At 74.0% G+C, this 23,329-nt stretch carries 11 protein-coding genes; 5 read left to right on the top strand and 6 right to left on the bottom strand.

From position 1 onward, the window contains the following. The 4 genes from ACWD0Y_RS30940 to ACWD0Y_RS30925 form a co-directional block, all read right to left on the bottom strand. Window positions 1–6,342, bottom strand: a 6,342-nt coding sequence (locus ACWD0Y_RS30940) for an SDR family NAD(P)-dependent oxidoreductase (RefSeq protein ID WP_450263608.1), incomplete at its 3' end; no start/stop codon positions are given. Between the two features lie 37 nt (window positions 6,343–6,379). Further along, complete coding sequence (locus ACWD0Y_RS30935; protein WP_450263606.1) at window positions 6,380–7,237, bottom strand: alpha/beta fold hydrolase; 858 nt, start codon at window positions 7,235–7,237, stop codon at window positions 6,380–6,382. 68 nt (window positions 7,238–7,305) lie between these two features. Further along, complete coding sequence (locus ACWD0Y_RS30930; protein ID WP_450263605.1) at window positions 7,306–8,259, bottom strand: chlorinating enzyme; 954 nt, start codon at window positions 8,257–8,259, stop codon at window positions 7,306–7,308. Further along, on the bottom strand, window positions 8,256–8,519 hold the full coding sequence (locus tag ACWD0Y_RS30925; RefSeq protein ID WP_450263604.1) for an acyl carrier protein: 264 nt from the start codon (window positions 8,517–8,519) through the stop codon (window positions 8,256–8,258). The genes ACWD0Y_RS30930 and ACWD0Y_RS30925 overlap by 4 nt, the downstream gene beginning before the upstream one ends. A gap of 112 nt (window positions 8,520–8,631) precedes the next feature. Between ACWD0Y_RS30925 and ACWD0Y_RS30920 the strand changes: the two genes are divergently transcribed. From ACWD0Y_RS30920 to ACWD0Y_RS30900, 5 genes are read left to right on the top strand one after another with little or no spacing between them, the layout of a single operon-like run. Further along, window positions 8,632–9,699, top strand: a complete 1,068-nt coding sequence (locus tag ACWD0Y_RS30920) for a cysteine synthase family protein (RefSeq protein WP_450263603.1) — start codon at window positions 8,632–8,634, stop codon at window positions 9,697–9,699. Next, window positions 9,696–11,171: a lyase family protein gene (locus ACWD0Y_RS30915; protein WP_450263602.1), complete on the top strand. Its 1,476-nt coding sequence runs from the start codon at window positions 9,696–9,698 to the stop codon at window positions 11,169–11,171. The genes ACWD0Y_RS30920 and ACWD0Y_RS30915 overlap by 4 nt, the downstream gene beginning before the upstream one ends. Next, window positions 11,168–12,370, top strand: coding sequence for an ATP-grasp domain-containing protein (locus tag ACWD0Y_RS30910; protein ID WP_450263601.1), 1,203 nt, complete (start codon window positions 11,168–11,170; stop codon window positions 12,368–12,370). The genes ACWD0Y_RS30915 and ACWD0Y_RS30910 overlap by 4 nt, the downstream gene beginning before the upstream one ends. Before the next feature lie 31 nt (window positions 12,371–12,401). After that, window positions 12,402–15,587, top strand: coding sequence for a non-ribosomal peptide synthetase (locus ACWD0Y_RS30905; RefSeq protein WP_450263600.1), 3,186 nt, complete (start codon window positions 12,402–12,404; stop codon window positions 15,585–15,587). Further along, window positions 15,587–16,504, top strand: a complete 918-nt coding sequence (locus tag ACWD0Y_RS30900) for a GHMP family kinase ATP-binding protein (RefSeq protein WP_450263599.1) — start codon at window positions 15,587–15,589, stop codon at window positions 16,502–16,504. Before ACWD0Y_RS30905 ends, ACWD0Y_RS30900 begins: the two co-directional genes overlap by 1 nt. Here ACWD0Y_RS30900 and ACWD0Y_RS30895 read toward each other — a convergent pair. Both ACWD0Y_RS30895 and ACWD0Y_RS30890 read right to left on the bottom strand, forming a co-directional pair. Then, a complete protein-coding gene (locus ACWD0Y_RS30895; RefSeq protein WP_450263598.1) occupies window positions 16,491–17,441 on the bottom strand; it encodes a TauD/TfdA family dioxygenase in 951 nt (316 codons plus the stop codon). The genes ACWD0Y_RS30900 and ACWD0Y_RS30895 overlap by 14 nt on opposite strands. Then, window positions 17,438–23,314, bottom strand: coding sequence for a beta-ketoacyl synthase N-terminal-like domain-containing protein (locus ACWD0Y_RS30890; protein ID WP_450263597.1), 5,877 nt, complete (start codon window positions 23,312–23,314; stop codon window positions 17,438–17,440). The genes ACWD0Y_RS30895 and ACWD0Y_RS30890 overlap by 4 nt, the downstream gene beginning before the upstream one ends. Window positions 23,315–23,329 lie beyond the last annotated feature (15 nt).

The following is a 23,329-nucleotide window of genomic DNA, read 5'->3' as shown; positions in this document are numbered from 1 at the left end:
AACGGCTGGAGCCGACCGGAAGGAGCCTCGAAGCTCCACATTTCCGTCGGCCGTGGCCACCGCCGGCGGGGGGTGGCCCGCCCTGGCGATCACGCACTCCCCGGGGGGGACCGGGGCCGGGGCCGCAGGTTCCTCCGCCGGGGACGTCGCGGACGCCAGGAGGTTCAGGTCGCGCTCGATCACCTGGCCCACGTGGCCGACGAGGCGCGGCAGCGTGGGGTGGTCGTAGACAGCGACCGAGTCGATGTCCAGGCCGAACTCCTTGTTGACGGCCCGTACGAGCTCCACCGCGCCGATCGAGTCCAGACCCATCTCGTTGAAGCTGAGGGCCGGGTCGATCTCGTCGCGGTTCATGTACAGGCTCTCGCACAGCGCGTCCTGCACGACGGCGGTGATCCGCGCGTCCTCCGGCCGGCCGGCCGAGAGCTGCGCCGGTTCCGGTGCCGGGGACGGGACCGGTGGCCGGGGCGCGGCCCGGGGCGGAGGCGGAGCCTGGGGCGGGACGGAAGCCGGCACCGGCACTGGCACCGGTGCCGGCACCGGAGGGGAAGCCTCTGCCGGCCCGGGCTCCGTCCCGCCGGAGCGGAAGCGGTCCACCTTGCGGAAGTGGGCCTCGATGCGGTCCACCGAGCCGCTGCCGAACACCCGCTCGTGCATGGCCGACTCGCGTGCGACGACGGGGGCGAGACGGGCCAGGGAACGGTCCGCGAGGTCCTGCTTGAGCACCCGGACCGCGTCCGCCGGCTTGTCCGCGATCGAGCGCGCGATCCCGAGGGCGGTGGCGAGCACCTGGGCCCGGTCGGCGAAGACGACACCGGCCCCGCGCCGTTCCAGCTCCTCACCGCGGCAGGGCCGGCCGGTGTACATCATCTCGGCGGCCAGGGCGCCGCCCAGCCGCTCGCCGAGGACGTGGGTCGCGCCCATTCCCGGTGTGAAGCCGTACGTGAGGAAGTTGGCGCTGTAGACGCTTTCGCGACCCATCACGACGACGTCCGCGTAGAGACCGAAGGCCAGCCCGCCGCCCGAGGCGTGGCCCCGCAGCGCGCAGACCACCGGCCGGCTGCAGCGCAGGAGCCCTTCGTAGACGAACGGCACGTCCGTGAACCGGCTGCCTCCTCCGGCCAGGGTGCGCAGCCCCTCGGGCGTGGCCCCCATGCTGAACACGGTCTCCGTACCCGTGAGCACCACGGCGCGGACGCGGTCGTCGTCCTCGATACGGGCGAAGGCGTCCTGGAGGCCGCGCATCATCGCGTCGGTGAACATGTTGCTGCCGTACGCGTCTCGCATGACGAGCAGCGCGATTCCCTCGTCGAGGACGCGGAGTTCGACCTCTTCGCCACCTGCCGCGACCGGTTCCACAAGCGTCTCCACGGCCTGCCGCGGGGGCATCGCGAAGGCATCGGCACGGGTGCCGGAACCGGAACCGGAACCGGAGCCAGAGCCGGCTGTCGCGGAGCCGGCCGGCAAAACCGTTTCAGCGCCCTTCCAGCGCCCCACCCAGAACGGCTCCTCCTGGAACGGGTACCCCGGCATGGGACGGCGTCTCGCGCCGCTGCCGCCGGCATGGCACGCCGTCCAGTCGACGTCGCCGCCCGCCGCCCAGTGGGCCGCCACCTCGGCGAGCCGCCCCGCCCGGAAGGCGGTGACCACGTCGGCCTCCGCGACGGCCCGCGGTGGTTCGGGAGCGCCGCCGGGTGTGGTCCAGCAGGCACGCGCGCCGGGCGGCTCGCCGTCGGCGTACCGTCGCAGGGCGGCCCGCAGTTCGCCGATGCCGGAGGCGACGACGGCCAGGCGGTGGAGCATCGGGGTCCTGCCGACCTGTGAGGTGAACGCCAGGTCGGTGAGGAGGTACGGGTCGTCGTCGCCGTCCGGGGCGGCGAGTTCCGCGAGGGTGCTGTCGGGTGCGGGCCGGGTGCCGGTCGCCTCGCCCAGTTCGCGCAGCCCCAGCAGGTCGAGGCCGAGGTCGCACAGCGGTTCGTGCGGCCCGACGGCCTCCGCGGGAATGCCCAGCACCGCTGCCGCCCGCTCGACGACCCACTCGACGGAGCGGCCGGCCGGGGGCAGGAAATCCAGGTGGGCGAGGGCGTACGCGCGCAGTTCCGGCGCGGTCCGCGCGGACAGCACGTAAAGGCTCTCCGCGGGCGGTTCGGTCGGTCGCCGCACTACAGGGGTCTCCTCTTCGACCAGGACGTGAGCGCCCGCGCCGCCGGCGCCGAAGGCGCTGACACCGGCCCGGCGGGGGGTGTCGCCGACGGCCGGCCAGGGGCTGCGTTCCCGCTGGACCCTGAACGGGGTGCCGCCGAACTCGATGTGGGAGTTGGTCCGGTCCGAGTGGAGCGACGGCACCAGTTCGCGGTGGCGGAGTTGCAGGAGCACCTTCGTCAGTCCGGCGATGCCGGCCGCGCTCTCCAGGTGTCCGATGTTGGACTTCACCGAGCCGAGGGCGATCGAGCCCTCGGCCGCGCCGGATCCGTCGAATGCCTTCCGCAGCCCCTCGACCTCGATCGGGTCGCCGAGTTCGGTGCCGGTGCCGTGCGCCTCCACGCAGCCGACGGTGGCCGGGTCCCAGCCGGCCCGGTCCAGCGCCGCACGGACGAGTTCGCCCTGCGCGGCGGGGCTGGGCACGGTGAAACCGCTGGTGCGACCGGTGTGGTTGAGGACCGTCGCCCGGATGACCCCGTGGATGTGGTCGCCGTCGGCCCGTGCCCGGCCGAGCGGTTTGAGCACCACCACGCCGACCCCTTCACCGGGCACGTATCCGTCCGCGTCCTCGCCGAAGCTGCGGCAACGGCCGTCGGTGGAGAGGAACTTCCCCTGGGCGAGCTGGAGGTACTTCTGCGGGTGCACGGAGACGTTCACCCCGCCGGCGAGTGCCAGTCCGCACTCGCCCCTGCGGATGCTCTCGCAGGCGAGGTGCAGCGCGGTCAGGGACGACGAGCAGGCGGTGTCGACGGCCATGCTCGGGCCGTGCAGGTCCAGGGTGTAGGAGACGCGGTTGGCCACGGAGGCGTGCATGGCGGTGGGGGCGACTCCGCCCGCCTCCTCGGCGAGGAGCTGGTAGTGGTTCCACATCACACCCGCGAAGACGCCGGCACCGCGGACCGCCGGGGTCCGGGCCGGGTAGCCGGCGTTCTCCAGGGCGTGCCAGCTCGCGGTGAGGAACAGCCGCTCCTGCGGGTCCATCCGCTCGGCCTCCTTGCGGGAGATCCCGAAGAAGGCGGGCTGGAAGCGGTCCACCCCGTCGAGGAACCCGCCCCAGCGGCTGTACGTGCGGCCCTGGGCGTCGCGGTCCGCCGAGAAGTGGGCGCTGTGGTCCCAGCGGTCGGCGGGGACCTCGACGATGCTGTCGACGCCCTCGGCGAGCCTGCGCCAGAAGGTGTCGAGGTCGGGCGCGCCGGGATAGCGGCCCGCGAGCCCGATGACGGCGATCGCCCCCTCGTCGTCCCCGGTGTCCTCCCCCTCGTCGTCTCCGGCGGCGTTTCCCCGGGGACCGTCACCGCGGTGGGGGCCCTCGTCCAAGGCGGCCCCGGCCACGGGCGCGGGCGAAGGGGCGGGCAGGGGCAGGGGCGCGGGTTCGGCGGCCGTGGGGGCGGGGGCGGGGAGCAGCGCGGGGACCCGGCCGGCATCGCCGTGCAGCACCGCGAGAGCGCTGTGATCCCCGCGTACGGCCCGTCGCAGCACTTCGAGCCCGGCCGCGCCGGGCAGCGGCACCATCCCGGTCCGTGCGGTGGACCGCCGTACGGCATCGTCGTCGGCCCGCATCCCGCCGTCCTCCCACAGCGGCCAGGCCACCGCGAGGGAGCGGCCGGTGCGGACCGCTGCGCGGTGCTCGGCGAAGTGGAACTGGAAGGCGTTGGCGTAGGCGTAGTCCGCCTGTCCGGGGTTGGCCAGCACACCGGAGAGCGAGGAGAAGAGCACGAAGAGGCCGAGGCCGTCGTCGGCCGTGGCCGCGTCGAGGTGGATCGTCCCGTCGACCTTCGCGGCGCAGACGGCGGCCAGGTCGCCCGGCCGCTTGCGGAAGAACAGCCCGTCGCGGACGGTCCCGGCGCAGTGCAGGACCCCGTCGATCCGGCCGAAGGCGCGGCGTGCGGCGGCCGCTGCCGCCTCGGCGCCGGCCCGGGTCGAGACATCGGCCGCCACGTACCGGACGTCGCCGCCCAGCGCGCGCCAGGCGGCCATGCGCTCCGTGCAGCCGGCCTCGTCCTCCGGACGCCGGCCCGCCAGCATCAGGCGCGCCCGGTGGCCGGTGACCAGGTGCTCGGCCAGCAGAGCCGCGAGACCGCCGGCGCCGCCGGTGATCAGGTACACCCCGCCGTCGGTGAACGGGCTGCCGGGACCGGCGGGGCCCGGTTCCGTCGCCGCCCAGCGGCGTACCCGCCGGCGGCCCGCGGCGTGCCGCACCCAGGCGTCGGCGGGCCCGTCCGGGGCCGGGGCCGCCAGGTCCGCCAGTTCGCTCTCGACGGCCGCCGGGGTGGCCGGGGCGTCCCGCTCGGTCTCGACGAGCCGGCAGCGCAGCGCCGGGACCTCGGCGGTGACCGTGGAGGCGAGCGCGGCGAGCGCGGCGTGCTCGGGCGGGGCCGGGAACACCGTGCGGACCAGCACCGGCGTCGGGGCGACGGGCCGTGCGTCGACCAGCGCGGCGCAGAGGGCCCACAGCTCGGCGGCGGGCCTCTCCCCCGGGCGCAGTACGTAACCGGCGGGCCGCACGCCTTCGGCGGCGAGGTCCGCCAGGAGGCGGCCGAGCTGCTCCCGGTCCGTGAGGTCGAGCCGGTACGCGCCGGAGCCGAGCCGGACGTACGCCGTACCGGGTTCCACGGTGACCACCGGGCGGGCGGTGCCCTCCGCGCCGTCCCCCGCGTACGGCCCGGCGGCGGCTTCGTCGTCCGGGCCCGCGCCGAGCACCACCAGTGCGCCCGGCGGGAGAGCGGCCGCGGCAGGGGGCGGGGCGTCGGTCCATACGGCGGTCCGGCAGACGGTGGTCTTCGAGGCGTCGCCCGCGGTCGCCTCCCGGGGGCCCACCCGGCCGGTGCCGTCCGGCCCGCTTCCGTCCGGTCCGGTGCGGGCGGTCACGGCGCCCGCGGTCACAACGCCCGCGGCCGTCAGGGCCCCGGGGTAGGTCTGCGCGAGGTGGTGCGCCAGGGCGCCGACGGAGCCGTGCTCGAAGAGCAGTGTCGGGTAGAGGGTGGCGCCGACCAGTTCCTCCAGCCGCTCCCCGATGCGCAGCAGTGCCACGGAGTCCAGCCCCAGGTCGTAGAAGCCGGTGTCCGGCGCGACCTCGGCGGCCGGGCGCCCCAGCTCCGCCCCGACCAGTTCCACGAGGCGGGCCGTCGCCACCGACAGCGCCGCGCCGTCCGTGCCGGGGGCCGGCGCGCCGCCGCTTCCTCCGGCCTCCGTGTCCTGGACGTGGCCGGTGCGGGGCGCATCGACCTCCTCCAGCAGCCGGGTGATCAGCTCCGGGTGCCGGATGCGCTTGCACGACATGTCACGGAACTCGGCCAGCAGCCGGCCCCGTTCGTCGTGGATCGTGTAGTCGTTGCGCACCAGGTCGCCGGAGCCGGACGCGACCTCGGGGTGGGCCACATGCACGTGGAAGGTCTCGCCCACCGGCTCGGGGGCACGGAACCACCCGATGTGGAAGGGGATGAACGGCTCCTCGCCGACATCCTCGTTCTGGCCGAACGCGACCAGGGTGGAAGCGTCCGCCTTTCCCGGATGGAAGTGGAAGCCGTCCTCGTGCGCGGCACCGGAGGGGTGCAGCCTCAGGGACGCCAGCAACGCGCCGCCGCTCCGGTGGAGCTCGCCCTCGCAGGTCATCGGCCCGCCGTGGCGGATGCCCTCCCGGCGGGTACGGGCGTACAGCGTTTCCATGTCCCGGCGGTCGGCCGTGTCCCGCAGCGCGGCGATGTCGAGCGGCGGGGGCAACGGCTCGTCGCAGTCGACGAGTTCGGCGCGCGCGTTCTCCCGCCAGGGGGCACACGGGGTGCCGTCGCGCAGCCACCGGCTCTCCACCCGCACACGGCGCACACTGCCGGGGCCGGGGCCGGTGCCGCCGGTTCCGGACCGGGTCCCCGCCGCTCCGGCGGCGACCGTGACGCGCAGTTCGCGCTCATGGCCCTCGCGGACGACGACCGGCTCCGAGAACAGGACGTCCCGCAGCGCCAGTCGCCGGTGGTCCATCCCCTGCGCGACGAGGACCCGCAGGACGAGGTCCAGGAAGGTGACCCCGGGCATCACGCGGACGCCGTGGACCACGTGGTTGGCCATGATGAAGTCGGCGTGCGCCAGCCGGATGCGGCAGTCGATGTCCTGCTCGTGCGCGGCGGGTTCCCGGTGCGCGGCCATGTCGTCGTCCCCCCTCGTACGGATGATGCGGTCGGGTTCAGGCCCGGGGTGTGAGCACAGAGGTGCCGCCGACGAAGTCGGCGAGGATCTGCTGGAGGCGCCGGCCCGCGGCGAACACGGAGATGTGGTCGCCGTGCGGTTCGACCCGCAGTCCGGCACCGGGCAGCCGGGCCGCGACGCGGTGGGAACCGTCCGGGTGGGCGGTGTGGTCGTCCTCGCTGGTGACGATCAGCGTGGGGATGTCCAGGCCGTCCAGGGCCGGGGTGATGTCCTCGGTCATGGTGGCGAGGGTCAGCGCGGCGTAGCGGTAGAACAGTTCGTCGCCGGAGTAGGGGTACATGACGAGGTCGGCGACCTCGGCGGGGACTCCGGCGCGGGCGCTGCCGGCCAGGGCGGCATTGATCGCCGAGGCGTCCTGCCGGCTCTGCGCGGCCATCGCGAGCAGGGCCCGCAGGTTCTGCTGATGTCCGGTCATGGGACCGGGTGTGCCGGAGAAGTCGCCGTGCCAGAGGCTGAGCGAGGAGATCCGGTCGGGCCGGCGCGCCGCGGCCCGCAGGGCGATCACGGCACCGCCGCACAGCCCCATCACGTGGGCGGAGGCGATGCCGTGATGGTCCATGAGGGCGAGCAGGTCACCGGCCTGGGCGCCGACGTCGTGGGCGAGCGCGTCGAAGGCGGCGGCACTGCCCGGTCCGACGTCGCCGAAGAGACCGCGGGTCTCCCAGGTCACGACGTGGTGGCCCGAATCGGCCAGGTGCCGCATCCAGGGCTCGCAGAGCGCGGCCGGCATCCCGCAGGCGGAGGCGATCACCACGGCGGGGCGGCCGCGCTCTCCCGCAGAGTGTCCGCGCAGCGTCGTCCCTGCGCCGGCGAAGTGTTCCAGGGCTGCGAACATGCAGTCGTCCTCGAAGTCGCGATGCCGCGCGGACCGGGGCCGAGCGCAGCATCTCCCGGGCGGGCGGGTCAGCGCGTGGTGAAGGGGTGCCCCGTGGTGGTCCGGGTGGCGATCACGTTGTGGTCGTACTCGTTGGTGCCGGACACCAGGACGGAACCGAAGCGTTCCAGGCTGACCCGGCCGCCGTACTCGATGACCTCGTCGGAGTCCGGGTAGACCCGTACCGAGGTCGGCACATAGCGGTTGGCGAAGCCGAGCCGCATCTCGTCCGTCCTGCCGTTGTGCGGCAGCGAGGCGTGCATCAGGGTCGACCAGAACATGATGGCCTCACCGGGACGCATGACCATCGGGACGGCCTTCGACTCGTCGGGGACGAAGTCCTTGTCGATCTGCAGTTCGCGGTAGTCGTAGCCGAAGAAGCCGCGCGGGACGCCCCCCTTCACCTCCGCGTTGATGCGGTCGGGGTCGTAGTGCATCTTCTTCGTCTCGTCGTACATCATCTTCTGGTGGCTGCCCGGTATGAACTGCAGGCATCCGGTGTCCTCGTTCGCCTCGGTGAACGCCGTCCACACGGTCAGCGTTCCGCCGAAGTGGACGAGTTCGTCGCCGGTCCACACGATCTGCGGGGTGCCCGAGGCGTTGGCGAAGGTGTCGGCCTGGTGCCAGTCCGTGCCCTCGTCGCCGGGGTACTTGGGGAAGAACTCGGTGCGCCAGCACAGCACGTCGGGGCCGAGAACTCCGGCGACCTTTTCGGTGATGCGGGGATTGCAGACGTGATCTGCGAGGAAATCATTGTCCAGGTGCCGGTCGTAGTTGGAAATGTTGGTGTTTCCCGACTGCGCGGCCTCCTCCTGGTAGATCGCGTTGCTGCGGTCCATCAAAGCGAGCCGCTCGGTGCGCCATATCTTGCGCATTTCCTCGATCTCGTAGACCTTGAACGGCCCGAAGAAACCATTCTCGTGAAACTGCGAGAGCTCTTGCGGTGTCAGTGAGAACTCCCCCGCCTTGGCGTTCTGCGTCATGCCGGATCCCCTTCGCTGTTGGCGGCCGCAACGGCCTGTTCCCTGACGACGCACTCCGTGATGTTCCGTGGCGTGGCCACGCCTCCCAGGTCCCCCACACGCACCCTGACGTGCAGTTCCTGTCCGATTTCCGCGAGCACCCGCACGAAGGCGAGTGACGTGCCTCCGTGGTCGAAGAGGTCGTCGTCGGGGCCCAGTTCGGGTTTGCCGAGTACGTCGCGGACGATTCCCAGAATCTTCTGCTCCTCCGTTGCTTCCATGGCGGCAAACGTAGGCAGGCGCGACGCCGGCGTCTGTTCACTGTTGAGCAGACCAACCGGCCGCCATCGGCGACGGTGGAGCGGTGAATGGCAGCCCTCCCAGGGGAGCACAATGGCTGTAAATGCATACCGCGAAACGACCGAGGCGCTGCTGCTGCCCCGGATCATCCGGCTCGGTCGCAACCTGTACGGCGCGGCCTTCACCCTGATGAAACTGGTGCCGGCCCGGCACATCCTGCTCAAGGCCGAGCGCGACGGCGCGCTCGGCCTCGCGACGACGATTGTGGAGACCACTTCCGGCACCTTCGGTCTGGCGCTGGCGATGCAGGCAGCCCTGATGAAACGTCCGCTGGTGCTGGTGAGCGACCCGGTGATCGACCCGCCGCTGCTGCGCCGGCTGACCGACCTCGGTGCCCGCGTGGAGATCTGTGCCGAGCCCGCCGAGGTCGGCGGATTCCAGGAGGCCCGGCTCAAGCGGCTGGCCGAGATCCGGGCCGAGCAGCCGGACAGCTTCTGCCCGGAGCAGTACGAGAACCCCGACAATCCCGCCTCCTACTCGATCGTCGCCGAGCACATCGAGCGGACGCTGGGCTCCGTGGACTGCCTGGTCGGTCCGGTGGGTTCGGGCGGTTCGATGTGCGGCATCGCGCGAGCGCTGCGCTCCGGCGGCCGGCAGGTGCACGCCGTCGGCGTCGACAGCCACCACAGCGTGCTGTTCGGGCAGCCGGACGGCCATCGGACGCTGCGCGGTCTGGGCAACAGCCTGATGCCGGGCAACCTCGACCACCGTACGTTCGACGAGGTGCACTGGTGCACGGCGGCGGAGGCGTTCGGCGCCACCCGTCTGCTGCACTCCACGAGCGCGCTGTTCCAGGGCCCCACCAGTGGCGCCGCCTATCTGGCCGCCCGCTGGTGGGCGGAACGCACCCCGGACGCGAAGGTGCTGGTGATGCTGCCCGACGAGGGATACCGCTACCAGGAGACCGTCTACGACGACGCGTGGCTGGCCGCCCACGATCTCACGGGCGCCCTGCCCGAGGCGCCCGCCGACGTGGCGGACCCGACGGTGCCGTCCGACCGGTGGAGCAGGTACGCCTGGGACCGCCGCGCCCTCGCCGAGGTCCGGCGGGCCGCCGGACACGCCGGCGGCGCCGGTCCTCTCGCGGAGGGAACCCGATGAGCCGTCTCACCGCCACCGTCGGCAAACAGATCCAGTCCATCGTCTACGGCTCTCCGTCACCGGCCGAGATCAGCGCCGAACTGCGGCTGACCACACGGATCGACCTGGCCCATCTCGTCATGCTCACCGACCGGGAACTGATCGGCGCCCACGACGCCGCCGAGCTGGCCTCGCTGATCGAGCGGCTGCGCGCGGACGACTTCCGCGCGCTGCACGGCGTGCCCACGCCCCGCGGTCTCTACATGGCCTACGAGCAGCTGCTGTCGCGGGAGCTCGGTGAGTCCACGGGCGGCCGTCTGCACACCGGCCGCTCCCGCAACGACCTCAAGGCCACCGCCACGGCACTGCGCCTGCGGTCCGAACTGGCCTCGCTGGTCTCGGAACTGGTCCGGACCCAGGCCGTACTGCTGGCCCGGGCCCGGGCCCACCGGGACGCGGTCATGCCGATCCACACCCACTACCAGGCCGCGCTTCCGGTGACGTACGGCTACTGCCTGGTGGGCGTCGCCCATGCCCTCGGCCGGGACATCACGGCGCTGCGGCGCTGCGTGGACGACCTGGACCGATGTCCGATGGGCGCGAGCGCCGTCGCCGGCACGGACCTGCCGGTGGACCCCGCCCGCACCGCCCGGCTGCTGGGTTTCGCGGGCCCCGCACGGCACGCGGTGGACGCCGTGGCCAGCCGCGACACGGCGCTGCACGCGCTGGCCGCGGCGGCCGGGGCGGCCCTGACCCTCAGCAGGCTCGGCACCGATCTCCAGCTGTGGAGCAGCGCCGAGTTCGGCTTCGTCGCCTTCCCCGACCGGCTCGTCGGGGGCAGTTCCGCGATGCCCCAGAAACGCAACGCGTTCCTGCTCGAACACGTCAAGGCCAAGGCCGGCGCCGCGATCGGGGCCTGGACGGCGGCCGCGGCCACCATGCGCTCGACGCCGTTCACCAACTCCATCGAGGTCGGTACCGAAGCGGTGGCCGCCGTCTGGCCGGGCCTGCGCGCGGTGGCCGAAGGCACCGTGCTGGCCCGTGCGCTGGTGGGCGGCGGCCGTCCGGTGACGGAGCGGATGCTCGCCCGCGCCGAGGAAGGTTTCGTCGGGGCCACCGCCCTGGCCAACCGTCTGGTGCGGCAGGGGGTACCGTTCCGTGCCGCCCACACCGTGGTGGGCGAGGCGGTGCGGCACGCCGTGGAGCGCGGGGCCGAGCGGCTGAGCGCCGAGGACCTGCCGGACGAGCTGCACGACGCGGAGATCTCGCTGCCCGCGCTGGTGGCCGAGCAGCGGTTCGGCGGCGGCCCCGGGCAGTTCGGCCCGGTCTTCGACAGCGCGCTCGCCGACCTGTCGGACCACGCGCAGTGGCTGCGGTCGCTGCGCGAGCGGCGCGGCGCGGCGGCCGGTGAACTCGCCGCCGCCGTGGCCGCGCTCACCGGGGGTGCGCTCACCGGGAGTGCGGCGAAGGAGCCGGAAGGGGCCCTGCCATGACGTGGTTCGCGCTGGTCGAGAGCAACACGACCGGTTCCGGGCGGCAGTTCTGCCGGGCGGCCCGGGACCGCGGTCTGCGTCCGGTGGTCCTGGCGGCGCAGCCCGGGCGCTACCCGTACCTCGCCGAGGACGAGGTCGACCACCTGGTGCTCGACACCGGCGACCTCGACGCGGTGCTCGACGCCTGCCGGCGCCTGGCGGACGGGGACGGCCTGGCCGGGGTCACCTCCAGCTCCGAGTACTTCATCGCTGCCGCGGCGCACACCGCGCGGGCTCTCGGGCTGCCCGCGCCGGACCCGGAGGCCCTGACGCGCTGTCGCCACAAGGAGCGGCAGCGCGCCGTGCTGGCCGCCGCCGGGGTGCCGGTGCCGAAGTTCCGTGCCGTCACGTCGCTCGCCGGGGCGCAGGCCGCCGCGGCGGAGATCGGTTTCCCCGTCGTGGTGAAACCGACCACCGGCTCCGGCTCCACCGGGGTGCGGCTGTGCTCCGGGCCGCTGGAGCTGACCGAGGCCGCGGCGGGGCTGCTCGACGCCCCGGTCGACGAGCGCGGCCGGCCGATGCCCGCGCTGATGCTGGTCGAGCAGTACGCCGGCGGCGCGGAGTTCTCGGTGGAGACCTTCGACGACTCCGTGGTGGGCGTGGTCGCCAAGCACCTCGGACCGCACCCGTACTTCGTGGAGCGGGGCCACGACTTCCCCGCGCCGTCGGCTCCGCCGGAGCTGGCGGAGACCGCGCTGCGCGCGGTCGGGGCGCTGGGGCTCGGCTGGGGACCCGCCCACACCGAACTGCGCTACGACCGGGGCACCGCCGTCGTGATCGAGGTGAACCCCCGGCTGGCCGGCGGCATGATCCCGGCTCTGGTCGACAGGGCCGCGGGCGTGGACCTGGTGGCCGCGGCGGTCGCCAGGGCGGCCGGCGACACCGCCCGGCTCGATCCGCGGCCGCTCGCCCATGCCTCGATCCGGTTCGCGCTGGCCGGGCGGCCGGGCACCGTCACGGCGGTCGGCGGCCCGGCGGACGCCCGGGCGCTGCCCGGGGTGGAGGACGCCCGGATCACGGTCACGCCCGGCACGGTACTGCGGATCACTCATTCGTTCCGGGACCGGTTCGGCTACGCCATCGCGACCGGGCCCGACGCCGTCACCGCCGCGGACCGCGCCGAGCGAGCCGCGGCGCATCTGCACGTAGCGACCCGCTGACGACCCGCTTGACGAGCACTCAGGAGACCACATGACCGACACGCAGCCGCTTGCCGGGACCGTGGTGCCGCGGTGGACGACCGCCGGCGCCGCCCCCGAGCCCGGACGCGCCCGGCGGCGGGACGCCCTGGGCACCGAACTGGCCTCCGCGCTGTGCGCACGGGCGGACCAGCTGGGCGTCGACCTGAACACGGTGCTGTTCGCCGCGCACCTGAAGGTGCTCGGCGCCCTCACCTCCGAAAAGAGCCTGGTCACCGGCCTGCTGACGAACTCCGGCCGGTCCGCGCATGCCGCCGCGCTGACCGACGGCACCTGGCGGGAGCTGGTGGCCGAGGCGTCCCGTGCGCTGGCCGATCCGGTGGCCGCCGAGGAACCGGAGACGCTCCTCGACCTGCGTACCGGCTCAGCACCCGAGCCGGAGGCCGCCTACGCGGTCCACTACGACGCCGACCTGGTGATGACGCTCACCCACCGCCGGGATGTGATGACGGCGGACCACGCCGAGCGGCTGACGGGCTACCACCTGAAGGCCCTGTCCCTGCTCGCCGCCGACCCGGACGCGGCACACCACGAACAGAGCCTGCTCTCCGAGCCGGAGCTGGCGTTCCAGCGCACCGGGCTGTCCGGCCCCCGCCGCCCGCTGCCCGGCCCGCTGTTCGTGGAGCTCTTCGAGGAGCAGGTACGGCTCCGGGCCGAGGAGACGGCCGCCGCGCACGGCGAGGCGCGCTGGAGCTACCGGGAGCTCGACGACCGGGCCAACCGGATCGCCCACGCCCTGCTCGAACGCGGTCTGCGCGACGAGGACGTGGTGGCGGTCGTGATGGAACGCAACCTCGACTGGATCGCCGCCACCCTCGGCGTGCTGAAGGCAGGCGGTGTCTATCTGCCGGTCAGGCCCGACTTCCCGGCCGGCCGGGTGGGCGGCCAGCTGGAGCGCAGCGACTGCCGCTTCGCGGTCACTGAACCGGGCAGCGAGGAAGTCCTGCGCACGGCGGTCGAGCACATCGGACGCGCCTGCCACACGCTGCTGGTGTCCGACGCCTGGCGTACACCGCGCCGCGACGCGCCCCGCCGCCCGGTCGCGCCCGGCCGGCTCGCCTACATCTACTTCACCTCCGGCTCGACCGGTGCCCCCAAGGGGGCGATGTGCGAGCACGAGGGCATGCTCAACCACCTGTACGCCAAGGTCGACGACATGGAGCTGCAGCCCGGCGAGGTGGTCACCCAGACCGCCTCCCAGTGCTTCGACATCTCGCTCTGGCAGATGCTGGCGCCGCTGCTGGCCGGCGGCTCGACACTGATCGTCGACACCGGGACACAACTGGACGTCGACCGGTTCATCGGCCTGGTGGCCGCCGGCGGGATCCAGGTGATCCAGATCGTTCCCGCCTACCTCGACGTGATGCTGGCCAACCTGGAGGGCGGCCGGCGCGCCCTCGGCGATCTGCGTTCCGTCTCGGTCACCGGCGAGGCGCTCAAGGTGAGCCTGGTCAAGCGGTGGTTCGCGCTCTACCCGGACATCCGGCTGGTCAACGCCTACGGCGCGACCGAGGTGTCGGACGACACCATGCACGCGGTGCTCGACCGGGTGCCGGAGCGGGATCTCGCCGTGGTCAACGTCGGCCGCTCGCTGCGCAACGTGAACACCTACATCCTCGACGAGCGGCTGCGTGCCGTTCCGCTCGGTGCTCCCGGGGAGATCACGTTCTCCGGGGTGTGCGTCGGCCGCGGCTACATCAACGACCCGGAGCGCACCGCCCAGGCGTTCACCGAGGACCCGTACCTGCCGGACACCCGGCTGTACCGGACCGGTGACTACGGCAGGTGGCTGCCCGAGGGGACCATCGAGTTCCTCGGGCGGCGGGACGAGCAGGTGAAGGTGCGCGGGTACCGGATCGAGATCGGCGAGATAGAGAACCGGCTGCTCCAGATGCCGGGGGTCTCGGAGGCCGCCGTGGTGATCTCGGGAGCGCAGGACGAGACCAAGCACCTGGTGGCCTTCCACACCGGCGCGGAGGACGTGCAGACGGCCGACCTCCGTGACTTCCTCGCCGGCACACTGCCCGAGTACATGGTGCCGTCGTACTTCCACCGCCTGGACGCCCTGCCCCTCACCGAGAACGGCAAGACGAACAAGAAGCTGCTGGCGGGGCTCGCGGGCGAGCTGGGGCAGGGCGTCTCCGCCTACCTGCCGCCCGCCACCGAGACCGAGGGCAGGCTCGCCACCGCGTGGGCGGAGGTGCTGGGGGTGCTGGTGGGCCGGATCGGGCGCGACGACGACTTCTTCGCCCTCGGCGGCACGTCGCTGGCCGCCGTCCGGCTCATGGTCAAGCTCGACCGTCTGGTGTCGCTGCGGGAACTGGTCGCCAACCCGGTACTGCGGGACCTGGCCGCGGTGATCGACGCCGCGGCCGCCGGGCACGGCGGCGTCGCGGCCGGGGCGGGTCCGGCCGGCTCCGAGAGCCTGCTGCAGCAGCTGTCCGCACCGGACGACGGCACCCGGGCCACGCTGGTGTGCTTCCCCTACGCGGGCGGTAACGCGGTCAACTTCCAGCTGCTCGCCAGGGAGCTGGCGCCACAGGGGATCGCGGTGTCGGCGGTCGAACTGCCCGGCCACGACATCAGCCGGCCCGACGAGCCCCTCGAGGACGTGGCGGCGATCGCCCGGCGGGTGGTCCGTGAACTGCCCGACGGGCCGGTCATGCTGTGGGGCCACTGCGCCGGCGGTACGTACGCGATCGAGGCGGCCCGGCTGCTGGAGATCGCCGGCCGGCCCGCGGACCGGGTGTTCATCGGTGCCCTGCTGCTGGAGGACCCGGCCGAACTCCACCGCGAGAGCACGGAGGTCACCGCTCTCACCAACCGGGAGATCACCGCCCGGCTGCGCGGCGACAGCGTCTACGTCGAGCTGGACATGTTCAAGGCGGAACGTTCCGAGCAGGTCGGTCACGCCTACCGGCACGACGTCTGCTCGACCAACGACTACCTGCTCTCCCTCCAGGACACCCCGCGGCCGCCCCGGCTCACCACCCCGGTGGAGGTGGTCGTCACGGCCGACGACCCGACCACCCGGGAGCCGCAGCAGCGCTACAAGCTCTGGGAGCAGGCCGCCGGTTCGGTCGCGCTGTACAGCTTCGACGAGGGCGGTCACTACTTCGTCAGGACCCGGGCCCCGGACGTGGCGGCCCTGGTCGCCGCCCGCTGCCCGCGGGCCTGATGCAGGTGGACGGCGTTCCCGCCGCCGGTGGCGCCCCGGTCCTGCACCGGGGCGCCACCGGGGTGAGCACCTGCTTCGGGACCTTCGGGGAACTGCTGCAGGGCAGGCTCCCCGCACCCGGCGCCGACTTCCTCGTCACCCTGCCGGTCGCCCGGTGGACCATGGCCTGCTACCGGGTCGATCCGGAGCTGGCAGGCGTCACCGTGGACCCGGCGGCCAAGAGCAAGGCCCGCCGGATGGCCGAGATGGTCCTGGAGTGCGCGGGCGGCCCGCCCGGCGGGGTGCTCACCCTCGACGGCAACCTTCCCGAGGGCAAGGGCATGGCCAGTTCCTCGGCCGACCTGGTGGCCACGGCCCGCGCGGTGGCGAACGCCGTCGGGCTGGATCTGCCGCCGCGCCGGCTGGAGGACCTGCTGCGGCGGGTCGAGCCGACCGACGGCGTGCTCTACCCGGGGGTGGTCGCTTTCGACCACCGCCGGGTGCGGCTGCGTGCGCTGCTGGGATCACTGCCCACCATGACGATCGTCGGCATGGACGAGGGCGGCACGGTCGACACCGTCGCCTTCAACCGGCTCGCCAAGCCGTTCAGCGCGGCCGACCGCCGCGAGTACGCGGTCCTGCTGGAGCGGATGACCTCCGCCGTGGCCCGGCGCGACCTGGCCGAGGTCGGGGGCATCGCCACCCGCAGTGCCGAGATGAACCAGGCGCTGTGGCCCAAGCGCACCCTGGCCGACGTGGCGCGGATCGCCCGCGAGGTGGGGGCGCTCGGTGTGGTCGCGGCGCACAGCGGCACCATGCTGGGGGTGCTGCTGGACACCGCGGACCCGGGTTATGTGGAGAAGGTGGGCGCGACCGTCCGGGCCTGTTCCCTGATCAGCCCGGACGTGTCGCTGTACCGCTCGCTCAGCTTCGACTGACCGTCACCGGATCGGCCAGGGCGACGGCGACCCGCCGTTCGCCCTGGTACGGGTCCCTGCTGTGCGCCGTCCTGAGGTTGTCCACCACGAGTACGTCCCCGTCCTGCCACGGCTCGCGGACGGTGTGGGCCTCGTAGACCTCGTTGATCAGGTCGACGGTGGCGCGGTCCAGCGAAGTGCCGTCGCCGCACAGCGTGTTGAACGGCAGACCGTCCGGCCCGGACTCGAAGAGCAGGTACTCGCGCACAGCCGGGTCCATGGTCCATTCGTTGAGGAACGCTATCTGGTTGAACCAGACGCGTTCGCCCGAGCCGGGGTGGCGCACCACGGCCGGCCGGACACGGCTGGTGCGCAGCGTGCCGCCGGGCCCCCAGGTGCAGCTGATGCCGTTCTCCTTGCAGTACAGCTCCAGTTCCGCCCGGTCCTCGGTGGCGAAGGCCTGCTGCCAGGTGACGCCCACGGGGCCGTTGTGGGTGCGGTGCAGCCGCCAGCCGTGCCGTTCGAAGCGGTTCACGAGCGCGGCGGGCAGGTCCCGCAGCACGGCGGCGCCGTCGGCGAGTGCGACGGCGCCGCCGTGCTCGGGGGCGGTCAGGCAGACGAAGACCTGCCGGCCCGGTACCCGCAGGGCGTAGCTCAGCTCGTGGTGCATGCACATGGGCTGGTCCGGCGGCCACTCGGTGGACGAGTGGAGTCCGGGCCGGTACTCCGTCCTGGGCGCGAACGGCTCGTACTCGGCCATCGGCTGCGACGTGACCGCGCGGACCGCGGCTTCGGCGGACGCCTCGTCGGCTATCCGCCATCCGCGCAGCAGTACCGCGCCGTGTGCGGCGACCGCTTCGTCGACGGCCGCGCGCAGCCCGGCCGTCGCGCCGGGGGCGCCCGTGACCCGGGCAACGGGGGGCCGGCCGGAAGCGAGGTCGAGTGCGAACGCGGTCATACTCCTGCCTTTCCATGGGTGCGGAAGCTCAGTCGGAGCACGGAAGCCACCAGCGGTCCGGTGTCCGGCTGCCCGGTGTCCGGCGGCCCGGCGGGCTCCGCCGTCTGCTGCCGGGGCTGTGACGGGCGCTCCCGCCACAGCCGGCGGCGCGAGAAGACCGGCGCCGGCAGGGGTGAGCGGACCGGGCCCGGCCCGCCGGGCGGTTCGGAGACGATCGCGTGGGCGTTGGTGCCGCCCAGCCCGAAGGCACTGACGCCGGCCACCCGCCGTCCGGTCCACTCCCGCCCACGGGTCGCCGGTGCGAACGGCGACGTGGCGAAGTCGAACCGGGGGTTGGGCGTCTCGCAGAACAGCGTCGGCGGGATCTCGGCGTGCTCGACCGCGAGCAGCGCCTTGACGAGACCGGCGATCCCCGCCGCGCTCAGCAGATGCCCGATGTTGGACTTCACGCTGCCGATCGCGCAGAAACCGGTGCGGTCCGTCTGCTCACGGAACGCCTCGGTCAGCGCCCGCAGTTCGATGGGGTCGCCGATCAGCGTGCCGGTCCCGTGCGCCTCGATCAGCCCCACCTCGTCGGCCCCGACCCCGGCCCCGGCGAGCGCTGTGCGCACCACCTGGGCCTGGGCGACCGGGTTGGGGGTGGTCAGGCCCATGGTGCGGCCGTCGTTCCCCACGGCGACGGCGTCGATCACGGCACGGATGCGGTCCCCGTCGGCCACGGCCCGCTCCAGTGTCTTGAGCAGCAGCACTCCGCAGCCCTCGCCCGGTACGAAACCGTCGGCGTCCTGGTCGAAGGTGGCGCACCGGCCGCGCGGCGACAGCGCCCGCGCGACACTGAACTCGAGGTAGGGCTCTTCGTCGAGGAGCACCTCGACCCCGCCCGCCAGGGCGGCGGCAGACTCCCCCGCCAGCAGACTGCGCACCGCCGTCTGCACGCTCACCAGTGCCGAGGAGCACGCGCTGTCGACGACGAGGGCCGGGCCCCGGAAGTCGTACTGGTGGGCGACCCGGGCCGCGATGAAGTTCTGGTCGCCACCGAGACCGTTGGCGGAGTCCTCCAGGCCGATGCGCCGCCGGTACCCCGACATCCTCGCGCCCATGAACACACCGACGTCCCGGCCGCGCAGCTCCTCGTCGGTGTAGCCGGCGTCGCGCAGGCAGGCGGCCGTGGTCTCCATGGTCAGCCGGATCGCCGGGTCGAGGTCACGGGCCTCCTGCTCCGTCATGCCGAAGAACTCGGGGTCGAAGTCCTCCAGCCCGTCGAGGAATCCGCCCCACTTGCTGACGCTGTACCCGGGCGAGCGTTCCGGCCGGTACAGGCCGGCGGTGTCCCACCGGCCTTCGGGGACCTCGGTGACCGCGAAGCCCCCCGTGCGCAGCAGGTGCCAGAACGCGTCCAGGTCCGGAGCGCCGGGGAAGCGGCAGGCCGTGCCGATCACCGCGATCCGGCCGCCGGGTGTCCCGTTCCCGGCCGGCCGGAGGGAGGACCCGACGGCGGTGGGGGCCGCCCCTGCGACAGCCGCGGTGAGGCCGGCTTCGGCCAGATGGGCGCTCAGCCGCTCGAGCGTCGGGTGGTCCAGGAGAGCTGCCGGGTCCAGTGGACGGTCCGTCACCTCCTCGATACGGGTCACCAGTTCGCCGAGGAGCACCGACTCCACTCCGAGGTCGGTGAACGTGACGTCGTGCTCCAGTTCGGCGGCGGGGATGCGCAGCGCCTGTGCGAACAGCTCCACCAGCCACGGCGCGGGCTCCGCGCCGTGACCGTGACCGTGGCCGTGGCCGTGCGGCACGGCGGCGGCCCGGGCCGCGGCCCGCGCTCCCGGCGGCCGGTTCGCCCGCAGCGCCCCCTCCGCGTCGAAGGCACCGCCGGAGGCCGGGCACGGCAGCAGCACGGAGGCCGCAGGGCCGTCGAGCACCTGGTCGAGAACGGCGAGCCCGGCCGCGTCGCTCAGGGCGTCCAGCCCGGCCGGGGCTGCCGCGTCCGGCCGGCCGGTGCCGCCGCCGGTCTGCCGCCACACCGGCCAGTTCACGGCCCGGACACCGCTGCGGTGGCGCGCGACGAGGTCCAGGTAGGCGTTGGCGGCGGCGTAGTCGGCGACGCCCGCGGAGAGGGCGGGGACGGCGGAGCTGACGGAGGAGTAGAGCACCACGAACTCCAGCGGGTCCGCGGCGGTCAGCTCCAGCAGTGCGTCCAGCCCGTCGCCCTTGGGCTCGAGGACCCGCCGTACGTCGGCGATGTCCTTGCGGACCAGTGGCGCGGGGCCGCTGCCGGGGCGGCCCGCGCAGTGCACGATGCCTCCGATCGGGCCGAGCGCGGTCCTCACCTCGTCCAGGTACGCCGCGAGCGTGCCGCGCTCGCTCAGCGGACCGGTGTGGGTCATGACACGGGCGCCGAGCCGCTCCAGTTCCCGGATGTTCGCCACGGCCTCCGCGGCCGGCCCGGTGAGGTGCTCGCCGGTCCACTCGTGCCGGGGCGGCAGCGGCCGTACACCGAGCACGGCCAGCCGGCGGGCGCCTCGGGCGGCCAGGTGCCTGGCGGCGAGGGCGCCCAGGCCCCGGGTGCCGCCGGTGATCAGGTAGACCCGCTCGGGGTCGGGCCGCCAGGATGCCGGGCCGGCGGGTACGGGGACCAGGACGGGCCGGTAACGCCGGCCCTCGCGCAGCCCGAGTTCACCGTACGGGCCCGAGTCCCGCCACACCGCGAGGAGTTCGTCCAGCCGGTCGGGGCGGTCGCTGTCGAGTACGGTCGACCGGACCCAGGGGTACTCGGCGCCCAGCGACCGGACGAAGGCCGACATCCGGGCGCCTGCGGCCCGTACCGGGACGCCGGGCAGCGCGAACAGGCCACTGGTGACGGTCAGGACGCGCAGGCCGTCGGCCGGGCGTGCGGCGAGCACCTGTTGCAGGATCGCCAGCCGGGCCGTCCACGGGCCGGCGTCGTGCTCGTCGGCCGGTTCCTCGGCGAGCGCGCACAGGTCCAGGAAGCCGGTGACCGGTCCGCGGGCCAGCACCTGGCGCACGCACGCGAGGGCCGTGGACACGTCGGTGAAGTCGGTGCCCTGGCGCAGGGTCACCAACTCGGCGGGCGCGAAGGCCGCGGCGAGGGACGGCCGTTCGTCGCCGAGCAGGCAGAGCACCGTCCCGGCCGGCGCGGGCCCCGGCTCCGGGAACGCCTCGATCTGCCAGTCCCGTGCGTACAGCGGCACGGACTCCGCGGGGGCGGCCGGGGCCGCGGCGGGCGGGCCGGCGGCCGGCGTCCCGTCAGGTCCGTGCTCGACCGGTGCCGGCCGACCCGCGTCCGGCGGCCCGGCCGCACCGGGATCCGCCGCCGCGGGCAGCTCCGGCCAGCAGTGCACCGTGGCGAACGGGTAGCCCGGAAGGCCGACGGCGGGCCGGCGCGGGCCGGGGTGCAGCCGGGCCCAGTCCACGTCGCCTCCGCCGGCCCAGTGACGGGCCAGGGCGTCGAGCGGCAGGTCCGGTGAAGCGGGCGCGCCGGGCGTGGCGCCGGCCCGGCCCCGTACGACGGCCGAGGTGTCGCCCGCCAGGTGGCGGTCGAGCACATCGGCGAGCCGGGCCGTGTCCCGTACGACGACGGCCAGCCGTTCACGCATGGGTTCCCGGCCGAGCTGCGCGGTGCGGGCGAGGTCCGCCAGCGGCGCCGGACGGGTGCGCAGCATGTCCCGCCAGCGCTCGGCCAGCTGGTCCAGCTGCTTCTCGGTCCGGGCCGACAGCACGATCAGCTGGGGCGCGGTGTCCTGGCCTGGAGCCGGCTCGGCGGCCGGACGCTCCGGCGGGGCCTCGATGACGACGTGCGCGTTGGTACCGCCCGCCCCGAAGGAGCTGATGCCCGCCCGGCGGGGTGTGCCGGCCGGCCAGGGCCCGGCCTCGCGCTGCACACGGAACGGGCCGTTCTCCCAGTCGATCCCGGGGTTGAGCTCCCGTGCGTGCAGGGACGGCGCGAGGGTGCCGTGCCGGAACTGGAGGACCGTCTTGGTCAGTCCGGCGATGCCGGCCGCGGCCTCCAGGTGGCCGATGTTCGACTTGACCGATCCGATGGGCCACTGCCGTCCGTCGTCCCGCGGGGTGTCGCCGAACACCCGGCGCAGGCCGTCGACCTCGACGGGGTCGCCGAGCGACGTACCGGTGCCGTGCGCCTCCACGTAGCCGATCCCGTCCGGGCCGACACCGGCGTCCCGCAGTGCCCGGGCGACGAGGTCCGCCTGCGCCAGCGGATTGGGCACGGTGTAGCCGTTTGTCCGGCCGTCGTGGTTGACGGCGGTGCCGCGCACCACCGCGTGGATCCGGTCGCCGTCCGCGAGGGCCCTGGCCAGCGGCTTGAGCAGCACCGCGCCCACGCCCTCCCCCGGCACGAACCCGTCGCCGCCCGCGCCGAAGCTGCGGCAGCGGTGGTCGGTGGATGCCATCCCCAACTCGTCCAGGGCGGCGAACTTGTTGGGGTGCAGGGACAGGTTGACCCCGCCCACGAGGGCCGCCTCGCACTCGCCGCCGCGCAGCGCGGACACGGCGAGGTGGACGGCGGTCAACGACGACGAGCACATGGTGTCCACGGTCATGCTCGGGCCGCTCAAGTCCAGGAAGTAGGACACCCGGTTGGCGATTCCGGCGATCGCGGAACCGACCGGCCGGGGCCCGTTCAGCCCGTAGAACGGGTACTCGTTGTACATCGAGCCGACGAACACGCCGACCCGCCCGCCGTGGCGCTCGCGCAGTACGGCCCGGGTCCAGCCGGCGTCCTCCAGGGTGTGCCAGGCGGTCTGCAGGAACAGTCGCTCCTGCGGATCCATGGCGGCGGCGTCGCGTGGCGTGATGCCGAAGAACAGCGGGTCGAAGCCCGCGACCTCGTCGAGGAAGCCGCCGGTCGGCGGCTCGGCGCCGGCCGGCTGGATGCCCCGGCGGCCCTCGGGCAGCGGGGTGACGAGGTCCCGTCCGGCGAGCAGGTGCTGCCAGAGTTCCTCGATGTTCCCGGCCTGCGGGTAGCGGCCGGCGATGCCCACCACCGCGATCCGTCCGTCTCCGGCCGGGGGCGCGGCCCCGTCGGCGGTACGGGACACCGTGGCCGGCGCGGCGGTCCCGGTGGCGGTACGGGACGCGGGGGAAGGAGCGTCGAGCTCGCCCGCGACACCCGCCAGGGTGCGGTGGGCGAAGAAGAGCGTGCCGGGCACGTCCCTGCCGAGGTCCTCGGTCAGGCGCGCGGTGATCCGCACGATCTGGGCCGAGGAGAGCCCGTAGTCCTCCAGCGGCGCATCGGGATCGAGCCGGTCCACGGGCACGCCGGACACCTGTGCGTACACCGCGACCAGGTGCTCCAGCGTGGCGGGGGCGGGCCCGCCCGGCGCGGAGGCGGCCGCGGGCACGGGCACGGGCACGGGCCCCGGCACGGACGCCGTCACGTCCGGCGCCGTCACGTCCGGCGCGGCGTCCAGACGGTGACGGGCAGGGCGGAAGGGCTCGTTCGGGAGGGGGATCCTGCGGGCGCCGGCGGGGCGCGGCCAGTGGTGCTGCGCGCCGGACAGCCAGTCCCCGAGCAGCGGGTCACCGGCAGCAGGAACCGGCTCGCCCCGGCCGAGGGCGGCCAGGGCGGCGCACAGTTCGCCGAGGGTCGCGGCTTCGACCACGGCCCGGCGTTCGAGGTGGCGGCGGCCGGACTGCAGGGTGAAGGCGACGTCCCGCGGAGCCGGCCGGCCCGTCTCCAGATGCCGGTGCAGTCGTCGGGCCAGTGCCGCGAGTCCGGCCTCGGTCTGCGCGGAGAGCGGAAAGGCATACCGTTCGCCCGTGTCCCCGGCGGTGCCGCCGTGCGGCGCCGAGGTCCCGCCCCCGGTGGCGTCCCCGGCGCTCCTGGACGCCCTGCGCACGGGCGACGCGACGGC

This window comes from Streptomyces altiplanensis, from assembly GCF_053591575.1.
Note: the sequence above shows the minus strand (reverse complement) of the source record. Positions and strands in the feature narration are given on the sequence as shown.

Excerpts from the sequence above, each read along its gene's own strand:
- ACWD0Y_RS30920 (WP_450263603.1), top strand. The coding sequence starts at position 8,632 with ATGGCTGTAAATGCATACCGCGAAACGACCGAGGCGCTGCTGCTGCCC.
- ACWD0Y_RS30905 (WP_450263600.1), top strand. The coding sequence starts at position 12,402 with ATGACCGACACGCAGCCGCTTGCCGGGACCGTGGTGCCGCGGTGGACG.
- ACWD0Y_RS30895 (WP_450263598.1), bottom strand. The coding sequence starts at position 17,441 with ATGACCGCGTTCGCACTCGACCTCGCTTCCGGCCGGCCCCCCGTTGCC.
- ACWD0Y_RS30935 (WP_450263606.1), bottom strand. The coding sequence starts at position 7,237 with ATGTTCGCAGCCCTGGAACACTTCGCCGGCGCAGGGACGACGCTGCGC.
- ACWD0Y_RS30930 (WP_450263605.1), bottom strand. The coding sequence starts at position 8,259 with ATGACGCAGAACGCCAAGGCGGGGGAGTTCTCACTGACACCGCAAGAG.
- ACWD0Y_RS30910 (WP_450263601.1), top strand. The coding sequence starts at position 11,168 with ATGACGTGGTTCGCGCTGGTCGAGAGCAACACGACCGGTTCCGGGCGG.
- ACWD0Y_RS30925 (WP_450263604.1), bottom strand. The coding sequence starts at position 8,519 with ATGGAAGCAACGGAGGAGCAGAAGATTCTGGGAATCGTCCGCGACGTA.
- ACWD0Y_RS30915 (WP_450263602.1), top strand. The coding sequence starts at position 9,696 with ATGAGCCGTCTCACCGCCACCGTCGGCAAACAGATCCAGTCCATCGTC.
- ACWD0Y_RS30900 (WP_450263599.1), top strand. The coding sequence starts at position 15,587 with ATGCAGGTGGACGGCGTTCCCGCCGCCGGTGGCGCCCCGGTCCTGCAC.